Source organism: Pleurocapsa sp. FMAR1, from assembly GCF_963665995.1.
Lineage (GTDB): Bacteria > Cyanobacteriota > Cyanobacteriia > Cyanobacteriales > Xenococcaceae > Waterburya.
The window spans coordinates 2,250,955-2,265,008 of the sequence record NZ_OY762512.1; the positions used below are offsets into that span (position 1 = coordinate 2,250,955).

The 14,054-nt window shown below is 38.9% G+C and carries 13 protein-coding genes; 4 read left to right on the forward strand and 9 right to left on the reverse strand.

Annotated elements, in window-relative coordinates; translation table 11 throughout:
• Window positions 1-35 precede the first annotated feature (35 nt).
• The 3 genes from SLP02_RS10955 to SLP02_RS10965 all read right to left on the reverse strand — a co-directional run bounded on the left by SLP02_RS10955 (window position 36) and on the right by SLP02_RS10965 (window position 4,462).
• Complete coding sequence (locus SLP02_RS10955; RefSeq protein ID WP_319420692.1) at window positions 36-1,421, reverse strand: cytochrome P450; 1,386 nt, start codon at window positions 1,419-1,421, stop codon at window positions 36-38.
• Window positions 1,422-1,485: 64 nt separating this feature from the next.
• Window positions 1,486-2,961, reverse strand: coding sequence for an amidase (locus SLP02_RS10960; protein ID WP_319420693.1), 1,476 nt, complete (start codon window positions 2,959-2,961; stop codon window positions 1,486-1,488).
• Window positions 2,962-2,989: 28 nt separating this feature from the next.
• A complete protein-coding gene (locus SLP02_RS10965; RefSeq protein WP_319420694.1) occupies window positions 2,990-4,462 on the reverse strand; it encodes an amidase in 1,473 nt (490 codons plus the stop codon).
• A 144-nt stretch (window positions 4,463-4,606) separates the two neighbouring features.
• On the opposite strand from SLP02_RS10965, the gene SLP02_RS10970 reads away from it, so the two are divergent.
• Window positions 4,607-5,194 carry a TetR/AcrR family transcriptional regulator gene (locus SLP02_RS10970; RefSeq protein WP_319420695.1) on the forward strand — a complete coding sequence of 196 codons (588 nt, stop codon included), beginning with the start codon at window positions 4,607-4,609 and terminating at the stop codon, window positions 5,192-5,194.
• A gap of 353 nt (window positions 5,195-5,547) precedes the next feature.
• Entirely contained in the window at window positions 5,548-6,381 is an 834-nt protein-coding gene (locus SLP02_RS10975; RefSeq protein ID WP_319420696.1) for an aldo/keto reductase, read from the forward strand.
• A 110-nt stretch (window positions 6,382-6,491) separates the two neighbouring features.
• Here the strand turns inward: SLP02_RS10975 and SLP02_RS10980 are convergent, their stop codons facing one another.
• Window positions 6,492-6,776 (reverse strand): RNA recognition motif domain-containing protein, encoded by a 285-nt coding sequence (locus SLP02_RS10980; protein ID WP_319420697.1) that lies wholly within the window; start codon window positions 6,774-6,776, stop codon window positions 6,492-6,494.
• A gap of 246 nt (window positions 6,777-7,022) precedes the next feature.
• Between SLP02_RS10980 and nei the strand changes: the two genes are divergently transcribed.
• Both nei and SLP02_RS10990 read left to right on the forward strand, forming a co-directional pair.
• A complete protein-coding gene (gene nei / locus SLP02_RS10985; RefSeq protein ID WP_319420698.1) occupies window positions 7,023-7,844 on the forward strand; it encodes an endonuclease VIII in 822 nt (273 codons plus the stop codon).
• A 193-nt stretch (window positions 7,845-8,037) separates the two neighbouring features.
• On the forward strand, window positions 8,038-8,496 hold the full coding sequence (locus SLP02_RS10990; protein ID WP_319420699.1) for an orange carotenoid protein N-terminal domain-containing protein: 459 nt from the start codon (window positions 8,038-8,040) through the stop codon (window positions 8,494-8,496).
• 249 nt (window positions 8,497-8,745) lie between these two features.
• Here the strand turns inward: SLP02_RS10990 and SLP02_RS10995 are convergent, their stop codons facing one another.
• From SLP02_RS10995 to SLP02_RS11015, 5 genes are all read right to left on the reverse strand, one after another.
• A complete protein-coding gene (locus SLP02_RS10995) occupies window positions 8,746-9,027 on the reverse strand; it encodes a gamma-glutamylcyclotransferase (RefSeq protein WP_319420700.1) in 282 nt (93 codons plus the stop codon).
• The gene (locus SLP02_RS11000) at window positions 8,970-9,440 is read right to left on the reverse strand and encodes a gamma-glutamylcyclotransferase (protein ID WP_319420701.1); all 471 of its coding nucleotides are present in this window, start codon (window positions 9,438-9,440) and stop codon (window positions 8,970-8,972) included. The genes SLP02_RS10995 and SLP02_RS11000 overlap by 58 nt, the downstream gene beginning before the upstream one ends.
• 311 nt (window positions 9,441-9,751) lie before the next feature.
• Window positions 9,752-10,726, reverse strand: coding sequence for a hypothetical protein (locus tag SLP02_RS11005; RefSeq protein WP_319420702.1), 975 nt, complete (start codon window positions 10,724-10,726; stop codon window positions 9,752-9,754).
• Window positions 10,727-10,988: 262 nt separating this feature from the next.
• Window positions 10,989-12,689, reverse strand: a complete 1,701-nt coding sequence (locus SLP02_RS11010) for an HsdM family class I SAM-dependent methyltransferase (RefSeq protein ID WP_319420703.1) — start codon at window positions 12,687-12,689, stop codon at window positions 10,989-10,991.
• A gap of 314 nt (window positions 12,690-13,003) precedes the next feature.
• Window positions 13,004-13,483, reverse strand: coding sequence for a hypothetical protein (locus SLP02_RS11015; protein ID WP_319418707.1), 480 nt, complete (start codon window positions 13,481-13,483; stop codon window positions 13,004-13,006).
• Window positions 13,484-14,054 lie beyond the last annotated feature (571 nt).

Below are 14,054 nucleotides of genomic sequence, written 5' to 3' on the forward strand. Positions count from 1 at the left end.
ATTCCTTCTCCCACCTTGATAGCGGAATATTTCTATTAGTCAATCTTACTTTCAACTCTCATTTCAAAAGAGGAGGGAGGAGCAATAGTTAAACCACGACGCACTGGTAACATAGGGCGATGCCTACGGCTAGCTTCGCGATCGCTTGTTAGTTTTAATTTAAACCTTGATAAAATTGTCGCCGTTACTAATTTCATTTCTAGTAATGCTAAAGCAGAACCAATGCAACGGCGATTTCCTCCACCAAAAGGAATATATTCATAATTGGAGTAGGCTCTATTTAAAAATCTTTGCGGGTCAAATTGCTTAGAATTAGGATATAAATCTTCTCGGTGATGTAGAGAATAAATAGAAACTATCAACCAAGTATTAGGTTCAAAATCATATTCCATGATAGACATTGGTTTGGTAAGCAGGCGAGCAAAAGTTCCTATAGCAATCGGATAAATTCGCAGAGTTTCTGAAACTACTGCGTTTAAATAAGCCAAATTGTTTATTTCTTGATAATTTAAGTTGTTCCCCAAAGAATTTAATTCAAAACGCAACTTTTCTTGTACTTCTGGAAAATAATGAACCCAATAGAAAAGCCAAGCCAAAGCCGAAGCAGTTGTTTCATGTCCAGCAAACAATAAAGTTATTAATTCATCGTGTAATTCTTCATCTGTCATTCCTTCTCCATTTTCATCTTTTGCCAATAGCAACAGACTAAAAATATCTTTAGTTTCTATATTTTGTGAAGCTAATAATTCTCGTCTTTCTTTTATTTCTGCATAGATTAAAGTTCTAATTTCTTGTTGTAAAAGCAAAAAACGACCCCAAGGACTAAATTTACCCCAATCTTTTTGTAACCAAGGAAAAAATATCAAACTTGAATTTAAAGGAGTATTAAACGTCTCTAAAAGTGTGGTTAACAACTCTCGTAGTCGGTCATATCTCTCTCCAGAATCAATTCCAAATACCACGCTTAAAATTACTCGCATCGTAATTTCTTGCGTCAGCGATCGCACTTTAAAAGGCTTGTCTGTTTCTAAGCGATCGCAAGCTTTATTAGTTATATTAACTATCTGCTCACTACATTTCTGTAGAGATTCTCCATGAAAAGGAGGCATCAACAAACGTCGGCGATTTCTATGTTCTTTACCATCTAATAACAGTAACGAATTATCCCCAACTAGAAAGCTCAACATTTTATTACCCCTACCAACTTCAAACGTACCAGTCGAAGCGGTAAAAATCTCTTCAATAGCTTTAGGGTTACTAGTCATGATTGTTGGCGGAGAATTTTTAAACGTTACCTGATAAAAATCCCCGTACTTCTGGGTGCGTTTCTCGATAAACTCTAGAGGTCGTAAAATAGCATTTATCTGGCGGATGCTTCTCAGCCAACCAGAAGTACTTTTAATTGTTGGTATTTGCTTCATTAGTGCGATCGCTTTTTTAAACTGCTTTTAGATCGATTCTAACGAAAATGGAAAAAGTGATTAGTTACAAGTTTGGATGTTGAAAATTACTAGCTATTTTGTCGAGCTTTTTGGCGATCGCCAGTAACTCCAAATCCTGCCATCTTTTTCCGACTATCTGGACTCCTATAGGTAATCCTGACTTACTTTTGCCAATAGGAATAACAACTACAGGGCTACCTGTAAAATTTAACGGCATAGTGTAACCGCCACAGGCTAGCAGGTAGGGAAACTTTGTTCCATCAACTTCAATCGATTGACCAAAATCGCAGTGGGGAAAGGCTGGAGTAATAGATACAGGACAAATCCAAGCATCCCATCGATTCATAAATCGATCCATTTGGGTCATGGTGCGATCGCGTTGTGCCAATATAGCTTTATATTTTGCCAAACTAGGAGGAAAAGCAAGTTTAGTTTTTTTAGTAAAAGGTGTACCCGATTTAAAAGCAGTTTGGGTTCGGGCTAAAAATTCAGACTTAAGACTAAACTGAAATCCGCCAATCAGATCTTTGCTCGAAGAGGTTGAAGCGAACAATTCAAAAAAAGACAAGATACCGTAATTAGTTAATGTATCTGACCAATCTAGATCGGTAGGATTCGATTCTGTCAAATGACAACCAGCATTAGTTAAACGGTTAATTAAATTTTGGATACAGACTTGTGTATCTTTAGTTATGGGCAGAAAATCATAGCCATATGTCCAAGCAATTTTTAATTCAGATAATGGCTTACCTGTCGGCTTATCTAAGGGAACTGGAGGAATTTCTGGCTGATTAATATCTGCACCTGCAATTATCGCCAAAGATAGCTGCAAATCTTCTACAGAACGCACTAAAGTTCCAACTCTTAGCATTTGGCGAATATATTTAGATTGTCCTGGTAAGGGTGGCATATGTCCCGTAGTAGAAACTCGACCATCCGTAGGCATAAATCCATACACGCCACAATAATGGGCTGGAAGACGAATCGAACCTGCAATATCACTACCTAAATCCAAAGGCGAAAAACCAGCAGCCACAGCCCCTGCTGAACCGCCACTACTTCCACCAACTGTATGATTTAAGTCCCAAGGATTATTAGTACGTCCAAATACAGGATTTTTTGTTTGATAGTCTCCGCCAAATTGCGGAATATTAGTTTTACCAAGGATAATTGCCCCTGCTGCTTTCAATCTTGCTACCGTAGTAGCATCTTCATCAGGAACATAATCTTTTAAAGGTAAATATCCAGCCGTAGTAGTCAATCCAGCCGTTTTAAATAAATCTTTAATTGTTACGGGAACACCATGCAATACGCCCCAGTTTTCGCCTTTGGCTAGTGCTTCATCTGCTTCCTTTGCTTTTTTAAGGGCTTGTTCTCGATTTAAAGTTGCGATCGCATTTATCTTTTGATTATGCTTGTCAATCTGTTCTAAATAAGCATTCACAACTTCCGTAGCCGAAACTTCTCGATCTCGAATCATCTGCGCTAGTTGACTGGCTGTAGCAAATACAATATTCATATTTCTAATAATTAATCAAAGATTTTGTTTACAAAGATGGAGTTTGAAAATTTCCCACTACTTCATCAAGCTTTTTGGCGATCGCCAGTAACGACCTTTCTCGCCATCTTTTGCCGATAATTTGCATCCCTATCGGTAATCCAGTCTCACTTTGTCCGATAGGAATTACAACTACAGGATGTCCTGTAAGATTAAATAGCATCGTATAGCCACCATTTGCTAGAAAATAAGGAACTTTACGTTTTTCTATTTCGATGACCGCACCTTGAGGACGATGAGTAAAGGCAGTTGTCATGGCAACGGGACATAGCCAAACATTCCAAGGTTCTAATGCTTTGTCTAACTGAGCAATAAGGCGATCGCGTTGAGTCAAAAGTTCAAAATATTGTTTGAGAGAAGGATTTAGTAATGAGGGTAAAAACTGACTCAGGTTGCTTAAATCTCGTAGTTCTTTGTCTCCCTGAGTGGCTTCTCGAAACATAACGGGTAAAGTTTTTTTAGCATCATCAAAACTTATTGGCTGTGAATAAACAAAGTTTAGTGCTGTTAAGCGATCGCAAACTTTAAATGCTTCTTGTAAATCAAATGGTGGAGATTTCCAGCGTGAAGTATCTGCACATACTGGCTTAAGTTTATTTATTGCCGAATTTATTGCCGTTTTAATCTCCGCAGCGACGGGCATTTTCTGCCAACTATCTGACCACACTATGCGTATATCTTGTAAAGATTTTTCGTCAACTGTATCTAAAGGAACAGGAGGAACATCTGGCTGTCGTGGATCTGCACCTACAGTTAAAGATAAACATAGTCGTAAATCTTCAATGGAACGAGCAAAAGAACCAACGGTCATCAACTGACGAATACATTTAGGCATTCCTGGAGCTTCGGGAATATGTCCTGCTGTTGATATACGGCGATCTGTTGGTTTTAGGGCATATACACCACAAAAATGTGCTGGCTGACGAGTTGAACCAGAAGCATCATTACCCAAATCTAAAGCTGAAAAACCCGCAGCGATCGCTGCTGCGCTACCGCCAGAACTACCTCCAGGAGTGTAATCTAAATTCCAAGGATTATTAACCCGTCCAAAAATATCGTTGGTACTTTGATAATCACTTGCCATTTCCGCAAGGTTAGTTTTACCGATTATAGTTGCTCCCGCTTGACGAAGACGCGAGACAACCGTTGCATCTTGTTTAGGAAGATGATTTTTAAGAGGTTTATAGCCTGCGGTAGTAAGTAATCCCTTGGTTTCAAAGGTATCTTTAAGGGTAATTGGTACACCGTGTAACGCTCCCCAGTTTTCGCCTTTGGCTATAGCTTCATCTGCTTCAATTGCTTTTTGTTTAGCTTTTTCTGTGTTTAAAGTTGCGATCGCATTTATTTTGCCATTATGTTTTTTAATTTGTTCTAAATAGGCATTTAAAACTTCTACTGCTGAAACTTCTTTATCCCGAATCATCTGCGCCAGTTGACTGGCAGTAGCAAATACTATATTCATTGCTAATAACCTAATAAAATAGATTTAATTAAGTTAATTATATTCACATTTAGTTAACTCTATTAACTAAAATATCGAAAAGCATAGAATATATTGCCAAAATCTCGCAATGACAAATGATAAATGTTTAACGTTCAATGAAAAATGGGTCGTCCAACCAAAGAAAATTCCTTAACTAAACAAGATGTAATTAATGCTGCGATCGCCTGTATCGAACAAGAAGGAGCATCGGCTTTAGGTGTCAATCGCGTAGCTAGGGAATTGGGTATTAAACCCCCTGCTATTTATAAACATCTTCAAGGAAATGCAGAATTAAAAAAAGCAGTAGCATTAGCGATTTATGAACTTTATTTCGCCCAATTGAGTCAGAAAACTGCAAATATAAAAGAACCTCGTGCTTGTTTGAAGGCTGGAGGATTAGCTAGCCGAGATTTTGCGCGATCGCATCCTGGACTATTTCAAGTAATGATGCAGTTTCAGTTGCAGTCAGACGATCCTGAGTCAGCTTTAGTAATTCAACAGTCGCAGGGTTTGTTCAAAACTCTTTTAGATTCTCAAGGCTTAAGTAAAACCAAATTGATCGACATCATGCGAATGGTAAATTCGACAATTTTTGGCTTTATTACCTTAGAACAGTCTGGATTATTAACTTTACCTCGATCTACTGACGATAGTTTTGAAGTAATACTTGATGCCTTGCTCGAAGCAATAGAATATATCAAAGCAAATTAGTTAAAAAATGACTATTGTATTTAATAATCCTACCGCTGATAAATTCGTAGTTTTAAGCTGTAGGCTACAAGCTATAAGCCTTTTAAGATTAAATAGAAAGGATAATAAATCTAATTCATACCTCGATTCAGCAACGCCCAAAATCAGAGCGAGAAGATATATCTACCAAAGAAATTAAACAAATATTAACAGGGTTTGAACAGCAATAAACGAGCAGAAGATGCGATCGCTCTTTTCGTTTTTAGACAAGGCGATCGCTCGATAATTATTTTTCAACTTGAGATTTAGCTTAATTCGATCACAAGTCTTGAAATCCCGTCATAATCATAAATAGACGATTTTTCGACAAATTTATGAAAACACTACGGCTAAAATCGGCAAAAGAAATACCCATACTTGGTCAGGGTACTTGGCGCATGGGGGAAAAAGCCAGCCAAAAACAAGCAGAAATAGATGCGCTGCGTCTAGGAATTGATTTGGGAATGACTTTGATTGATACTGCCGAGATGTATGGAGAAGGTGGTGCAGAAAAGATAGTTGCAGAGGCGATCGCGCCTTATCGAGATGAGGTATATTTGGTTAGTAAGTTTTATCCTTATAATGCTAGTTATCAGGGATTGATAGCTGCTTGCGATCGCTCTTTGTCCCGACTCAAAACTGATTTTTTAGATCTATATTTACTTCACTGGCGCGGATCTGTACCCTTATCGGAAACCCTATCAGGATTGCAGCATCTCAAGCAAGCTGGAAAGATTTTGGACTACGGCGTTAGTAACTTCGACACGGATGATATGGAAGAAGGATTATCTTTGCCTGGAGGGGAAGAAATAGTTGCTAATCAAGTACTTTATAACTTAATGCGTCGCGGTATTGAATGGGATTTGCTTCCCTGGTGCAAAGATCGCAATCTAGCGATCATGGCTTATTCTCCTGTAGAGCAACGAGCTTTTGTTGATGATTCTAAGCTGAAAGATATTGCAGCCAAACACAACGCCACATCTACCCAAATTGCCTTGAGTTGGTTACTACATCAGGATAATGTCATTTCTATCCCGAAAGCTACCAATCTCGAACACGTCAAAGAAAATCGTGCTGCTTTGGATATCAAGTTAACCAAAGAAGATTTGCAAAAATTAGATTTTGCTTTTAAACCTCCTGGTCACAAGATGTCTTTAGCAATGCGATAATTTATTGGGCGTTGGTGATTTAAGTAAAAAAAATGCGGCATCTTTTTACAACTTTATGCAGAGATGCCACCCTAAAATCTTATTGCTTTATATTTATCGAGCAAACAAGCTTAGAAAGTATTAACTCGATAACCTGCAAAGCTCTTTTTGCTGTCACGCGGTTTGGCTTTGTCAACTTTGATATCGCGTCCCATCCATTCTGCACCGTTGAGAATTTTGATGGCTTTATTTTCGTTGGCTTCGGACTTCATTTCTACAAAAGCAAATCCTCTAGCTCGACCTGTTTCGCGGTCTGTGGGAATATCAACTCGTTGAACAGAGCCATATTCGTTAAAGACTTCACTTAAGTCTTCTTGATTAATTTCATAGGCTAAGTTACCTACATAAATAGACATATTGTTATTGTCTCCTCAATTGATGTTGTGTTTAGAGTGACAAGATTATTAGAAAGAAATAGCTCAATACTTGATGGGAAAAACCTTCGTTACTGAATGCACACTTAATCGTTAATCTTTTGTTCTTATTTTGTATTATAACATTAATTTGAATAACCTGCACATTAACTATGTTTGGGCTACTCACTTCAGGGATTAATTCTAAAATATGAGGGTGCTTAAATTATTCTCTAACGGTTAATTAATATGCCTGAAGGCCCTGAGATCAAGATTGCTGCTGATAAAATAGCTAAAGCGATCGCTCTTAAACCGATCAAAGAAATATTTTTTGCCTTCGAGCATCTCAAACCATACCAAGATATATTGGCAAAGCAGCTAATTATTAAGGTAGATACTAAGGGTAAAGGTATGTTGATTCATTTTGATAATGGCTTGAGTATATTTAGTCATAATCAGCTTTACGGCAAGTGGATGATTCGCAATTCTTATAGTTATCCCGATACAAAGCGTCAATTGAGATTAGCTATTCATAACCAGAAGAAATCGGCGTTACTTTACAGTGCATCGAATATAGAAGTTTTAGACGAAAAGGCGATCGCCATTCATCCTTTTCTTAGTCGTTTGGGTTTAGATGTTTTAGACAGCAAGACAACTTCTAGAAAAGTTAAAGCCAGATTGCAAAACAAGTCTTTTCAGCGTCGCCGTTTTACTAGCTTACTGCTCGATCAGGGTTTTTTAGCAGGGTTAGGCAATTATCTGCGTAGCGAAATACTATTTGTAGCGCGAGTACATCCTACATTACGTCCTGTTGACTGTAGCGAACAACAAATATCTGCATTGGCTAAAGCTGCCATCAAAGTCCCCCAACAGTCTTATCAAACCCAAGGAATTACCAACGATTTAAAATTAGTCCAACGGTTAAAGAAACAGGGATACCAGCGTCAAGATTACCGTCACTGGGTATTTGGCAGAGAAGAAAGACCTTGTTATGTCTGCAATACGTCTATTATCAAAGAAATTTCTGGAGGTCGCAGATATTATTTTTGTCCTAACTGCCAAAAAGTATGATGAAAAACAATAATTTGTTAATCACCTCTAACTAAAGTTTGGTTTTAAATACTTAATTGATTTTTTTTTCTACAACTAATTATAGGTGTTGAGATCGAGATTATTGTTCATGATAAACATAGAGGCAGGCAAAAAAATTATCAACTAACTAATAATTTGCGCCTAAATCATGTACAAATTTTAGAAATATTTTATGAGCGTAGCAGAAAACAAAATTTCCCAACTTCATTCTTTAAAAGATGACGACCAATTAGCTGTTTTGTGGTATCTATATAAAGATATTGCTAAAGACAAAATTACAGCAGAGCCAGAAAGAGAAGGCGAGAATTTAGAACAAGCAAATAGTCTAATTGATAGTATCAAGAAAATGTCAAAAGACGATCAGCTACAGGTACAAAAAGATATTTTATCTGGTAGCGATCGCGAAGAATTTAATACCTATAAATCATATTCTTCAAACCAAAAACTATTTTTCTGGTATCAGTTAGCAGCCGAAATGGAACAGGGTTCTGTTGTGGAGTTTCCTAGCGACTATCAGTTAGCTTCTGAAGGCAAAGAATTACTTGACTCTTTAAAAGCAATAGGTTTTGACCAGCAACTAACTTTTATGCGTGATGCTGTAGGCTATAGTTCTGATAGTAGTTTAAATTAAATTAAATTACAAAGCTAATTTCGCTTTGTAATTAATTAGTTTTTCCTTTAGGGGTTTAGCATTTAACATTTGTTAAACCTCTATTGCTATACTATCTTTTTTGGCTCGAAAGCAAAAGTACTTACTCTTGCAGCTTTTATTGGCTTATTTTTAATGCCAAAGAGTGTTCCTTTGCCAACTATTGCTAGTAAAAAATAAAGCGTCACTAAATAAAATTAATATTTAAAAGCTGAAAGCTATAAATGATGATTAAGATTGGAGTTCTTGTTGTCTTTTTTTAACTAAACGATCTAGCTCGATTAACTTGTGTTCTTTAATACCTGCTTTTAACAAACTTTGTACTGTAGAACTTAAATATTCTGCCGATGAACCCAGCGCACCTGTAGCGGTAGCTAAAGATTCGACAACTTTTTGGGTAGATAAATTTTTTACATAAGCTGAATGCTCGGTATTAACCGTAAAAGCTAATACTTCTATTTGGCGATCGCGTAAATACTTAAAGAGCGATCGCCATTTGTGGCGGTGATCCAAGTCGGTACATAAGAACCAATAACCATTTCCCTACGCCACAGCAAAAGTAATTCCGATTCTAAATTATCGTCAACAGCTAGACGGTAGGCAATTCCCTGACAGCGATCGCCAGGTTCTAAACCCAATACCAAACCAGGATTGGCGATTGTACCTCTCCCAACAGGTGCTACAAGACAAAATTGTCTTTGCCAGCCTTCAATTGTGACTACACGCCTTTCTAAATAATCAAATAAAGGATTCCAAATCAACGAACCATAGGCAAAAATCCACAATTCGTCAGTAGACTTTTGTTGTAAGGTTGCTTTAATAGATGCTAATAATTCCTCATCGCTCCAAATTACCAGATTCAGTTCGGGATGTGCCAACAGTTGTTGTAAGAGTTTTGATTCTAGAGCTTGGCGATTTAAAACCATTTTGTCGGTAATAAACTATAGCTATTCAGTTTAACAGTGCTTGTTTAGATAGATTAAGTATGAGTCATTTTTAGCTATTGTCGCAGTAATCTTAGCTACACAATCGAATTTTTATATTTTTATCGTTACACTTTCTATTGACTCGATATTAAAGCGGTTTTTTAGGAGGTTTTTCTACGGGATGATATCCAGAAAAATTCTTGATATTACACTTATTTGGCATGATATCAAGAATAAGCCAGGATATCACCGTCGAACACACGGAAAGTTTCCCCATAATAAATAGTTAGGCTGAATAAGGACTAACTAAGCTAAGTTTCTTCGGCTCCAGCTATTTTATCCGCTCCTGAAATAAAGAAGTGGTGTGCGCTGCTTGTATTTAAATAATTACGAAGCTTCTCTCTTTCTTTTGCCAATGTTATAAAGTAGCTGTGGAAAGGTTCAGAAACTTCATCGGCTCTTTCTCTGCTTGGAGGGAAGGGAACTTCAATCTCTAAATATCGTTTTCCAACATCTTCTCGATTGGTTTGCATAAACACTACTCTGTTCCATTGGTCACGAACTATCTTTAGTGTCATTGCCCACAATAAATAGAACTGATCGAAGATTGCTTTATTGCCAGGTCGTAGAATAATAACTTCTTTAGTCAAAAGAATTTGCTCTTGTCCTGGCATTAAAACGCAGAAGTCCCCAATATTTTTGCTTGCACGTTCAGGGCATAGCAAGTCATAGGCTAATAAACCAGAGGTAGAACCTCGCCAATATCTTTCAGCAGTTTGAAACGGAACCTGATTAGTAGGATTGATATTTACCAAGCCAGCACGTAAATCGGATACTTTGATGTATGGAACTTCTCCAACTCGAAGATCTTTAGGGGCTGAACCATGACCATTTTTAATGGTGAGGTATTCATCCTGAAGCATTTCTCCAAGCGTCATGGTTTCAAAGTCAGCAAATTGTTCTTGGCACATTGCCTCAGTAAAAACTTGATGATATCGGCGGTCATAATAAACAGGCACAGCTAATCTTAAATCTAGCTTTGAACGTTTAATAAAATGCAATGTATCACTATCAAGACCATCCCTTAATGCTTCCATATCTTGCAGCAGACAGTCATTCACTGCTTCCATCAATTCACCAGTTTCTGGATCAATTTCTTGAACTTTATGCCCTGTGACTGAATTAAATTTAGGCAGCAACCCACCAGACTTAGAGATTCCACAGGTCTGAGCAGTTGAAACCATAATATGATTGTGGCTGAACCAATGCGGTTTAGGTAAGCTCATTTGACCTCCTGGGAGTCTTTAATTTTCTCATGTTCTTAGCTCAAGTCAAGCGTTCTCCGCCTTGCAAACAAGGAGCGACCCCGCGTCGCGCGAACTGGAGTTCGCCGCCGTTCTGAAAGAACGTCGCAGCCCTCCAGGGCTGGGCGCAAGGGAATGCGCAAGAAATGCAGGGCTTGCGCTTGACCGCCTTCCGTGGTCAGAGATTACTCCGCCGTAAGACGACCGACGCATGCGGCACTTCGTTGCCTTTGCGCTCTGACCGTTAGTCAGTTCTAGAATCATTCTTGCCTAGTCCGATTTTTTCAAAAATGTAAAAGTTAGTTTTTGCTCGGCAGAATTCTTGAAAAGCCTCCATAGGAATATTAAGCATTCCTCGAAGTTCTAGACGGTCTTCCAACCATCCAGACAACCATCTGTAGCTATGGCTAAAGAAATATGTTTCTGGCAAAACAATTCCGACACGACCACCAATACGCAGCAATCTCCATGCACGCTCAAGAAATATTAATCCAATCTCTAAATCAGCATGGCTATCTGTTTGACTCATAGATGCGGCTTTAGAAATCGTAAAACCTGCTGCTCTTGAATCAGATGCTTTAATTTTTAATTGTGCGCCAAATGGAGGATTGGTAATAACAACGGTGTATTGTTCATCAATTAAGGGAGCAAGTAAATGTGGATAATGCTGTTGCCATCGGTGAGAGGAAATAGAATCACCAATAAGAGTGTGCGTAGAGCCATCTCCTACAGCTAGCATCAGCATCCGAGTAAGCTTGACACCAATATCATCTATATCAACTCCATAGACACGCTCGTTTGCCCATTTCGTTAAAAGTTGTCCAACGCGGTCAGGTCGACTAGGATGAATTTTATGGAAACGCTCACCCATTTGACGAACAGCTTCCATTAGAAATCCACCTGTTCCACATGCTGGATCGATAATTTTGTCACCTGATTGGATATCCATTGCCATGATACATGGTCGGATTACTCTTTGCGGTGTAAGAAACTGACCTTCGCCAGATTTTAACGCTTTAGTACGAAAGATTTGAAAGGCTTTGGCGACAACCTCTGAGTTAATAAATAGCAGCCTAAATCGAGAAAGATCGACAACTGCCTGATAAATTGTTGCATCATCTAGTTGAATTTCGTCTCGATCATCACGCGAGAAAATTGTGTCTCGTCGGCGTGCATACAGATCCTTGAAACTTCGACGAATCTGCTCCGCAGTTCGAAATATACGAGTATGCTCATCCCCCTGTACGGTAAAGCTAACTGGATTGCTAGGATCCATAGAAGCATCAGCATCACTATCAAGTTTTATCAACAAAACGTGAACCATTTCTCGAAGCTGCACTTCTCTCCTTTGCGCTCTAGTGTCACTTGCCACAACCACATTTAATAATCTTTTGAATGCACCTGTGAGTTCCGCTTCAGATGGCTCATCCATCGTCTCCCAAGTCAAGGGTTCTGAAGGCGGTTGTGTTAGGTCATCCCCTGGGCGTGGTAACTGAGCATTTTCAATTTCTATCCATTTACCATTTACAGTTTTATAAACAGCTAAACCACGTGAACCATTAGACCAATAGCCCATCTTTGCCATTGGCTCGTTGCTCAAATAACGAAATAGCTGTGATCTTCCAGCGTCGATATCTGGAGCTTTTAACTCAATAACTACTTTAAGCGCGTGCCATTCACGAGAATCATCATCAAACAGCACTATGTCACAAGAGCCGCAGGTTGCAAACTTCTGCCCTCGCTCCCTTTTAGTTAAATCATGAGGGGTATCTGGAACACTCCATTCAGGCTTCCACTTAATTTGTTCTTCACGCCAACCACGCTGGCGGAGGTTGCGTAGAACTTCCTGACGTACATCCTCTTCATTTTTATGTACAGATGTCTTACCAGAAAGACTACCAGAATTAACCTGTTTTTTTTCTGTCTTCTTCGACTCTCTTGCCATAAAACGAACGGCTCGTTTTTAAAATAAAATAGATGCTGACGAGCATAGCATAAATTCCAGCGTAAGTCATTTAAGATCCGGCTAGCGAGCTTGATAGGCTTATCAATTCATCTGGCTTTAATCAGAAATTGCCGAAATGCTAGCCAGATAAACTTTCTAGGCAAGAGTCTTATTAGGAATCCCTATAAAAAAATATTTTCTGCCTTACATATATGATCTCAGGAGAAGCCAAAAATACTTAAAAGAACAAAGAATAATGCACCCAAGTTAGGTGCAACTGCATAAGCATCTGACCTGATTGACTGACAAAACTTTCAAGAAATATTGTAGGAATAAGTTAAAACTTTGAACTCCAACTGATCTGCTCGTTTTTGATATTGCGATCGTGATGCCATTGCAGGTGAGGGATCTTGATTACTAGAGAAAGTCACGCAATGAAGTAAATTCCAACCATTAATGAGTGCAGCTTTGACCCAATCCCAACCAATCCTAAAATAGCTATTACCACGAAACCAATGAGTATCAACCCATCTTCGTTTGCCAATACGAACTACCTCAACACCTTGGGCACTAACGTAGAGAGTAGCCACAGATAAGATAAACCACAAACGGGACAAAGCGCATACATCTCGAATCATCGAGCGTTGAACATTCCAACCACCAGATTGGTCATCTAAAAAATTCGCTTCGATATCAAAACGTAATCCATATTCAGCAAAGGTTTGTAGAGTAGTTTTTTCATTACTGACAATTGCCCATAGTTCGCCGTTAACGTTGTTGCGACCAAGAATCACATGAACTTTGCCAGAAAATTCACCTTTGTGAATCTGTACGTTGTGTAAGCAAATTGCCTCTGCTAAATGAAAGTGAAAGTTTTTAGGTTGACCAGGGCTTCGCCCTACACGATGCGAAGCATCGAAGTCGTCCGAAGGACGGACGATCTGGGCGATAGCCCTGTGGCGCGAAGTGTGAGGTGAACGCTCTCTGCGTTCCGACGTCTCCTCGGGAACGGCGACGGACAGAGAGTCCGTGTATGAAGTAAAACAGCTGCATGAAGTATGAAGTATGAGGTATGAAGTATGAAGTAAAACAGCTACTTCTTCCTTCGTATGAGGTACAAAAAATCTTTCTTCCTTCTTCCTTCAAACTTCTTCCTTCAAACTTCGTAAACAGCTACTTCCTCCTACATGCGGACAAGTCCTTTGTTCCACTATAGTTGCAAGCCCCGTCGTTCACGACGGAAGAGGTTTGGTAGAGGTACCAGGGCTTCGCCCTACACGATGCGAAGCATCGAAGTCGTCCGAAGGACGGACGATCTGGGCGATAGCCCTGTGTATGAGGTATGAAGGCGCGAAGTATGAGGTG

Excerpts from the sequence above, each read along its gene's own strand:
- SLP02_RS10955 (WP_319420692.1), bottom strand. The coding sequence starts at position 1,421 with ATGAAGCAAATACCAACAATTAAAAGTACTTCTGGTTGGCTGAGAAGC.
- SLP02_RS10960 (WP_319420693.1), bottom strand. The coding sequence starts at position 2,961 with ATGAATATTGTATTTGCTACAGCCAGTCAACTAGCGCAGATGATTCGA.
- SLP02_RS10965 (WP_319420694.1), bottom strand. The coding sequence starts at position 4,462 with ATGAATATAGTATTTGCTACTGCCAGTCAACTGGCGCAGATGATTCGG.
- SLP02_RS10970 (WP_319420695.1), top strand. The coding sequence starts at position 4,607 with ATGGGTCGTCCAACCAAAGAAAATTCCTTAACTAAACAAGATGTAATT.
- SLP02_RS10975 (WP_319420696.1), top strand. The coding sequence starts at position 5,548 with ATGAAAACACTACGGCTAAAATCGGCAAAAGAAATACCCATACTTGGT.
- SLP02_RS10980 (WP_319420697.1), bottom strand. The coding sequence starts at position 6,776 with ATGTCTATTTATGTAGGTAACTTAGCCTATGAAATTAATCAAGAAGAC.
- nei (WP_319420698.1), top strand. The coding sequence starts at position 7,023 with ATGCCTGAAGGCCCTGAGATCAAGATTGCTGCTGATAAAATAGCTAAA.
- SLP02_RS10990 (WP_319420699.1), top strand. The coding sequence starts at position 8,038 with ATGAGCGTAGCAGAAAACAAAATTTCCCAACTTCATTCTTTAAAAGAT.
- SLP02_RS11000 (WP_319420701.1), bottom strand. The coding sequence starts at position 9,440 with ATGGTTTTAAATCGCCAAGCTCTAGAATCAAAACTCTTACAACAACTG.
- SLP02_RS11005 (WP_319420702.1), bottom strand. The coding sequence starts at position 10,726 with ATGAGCTTACCTAAACCGCATTGGTTCAGCCACAATCATATTATGGTT.
- SLP02_RS11010 (WP_319420703.1), bottom strand. The coding sequence starts at position 12,689 with ATGGCAAGAGAGTCGAAGAAGACAGAAAAAAAACAGGTTAATTCTGGT.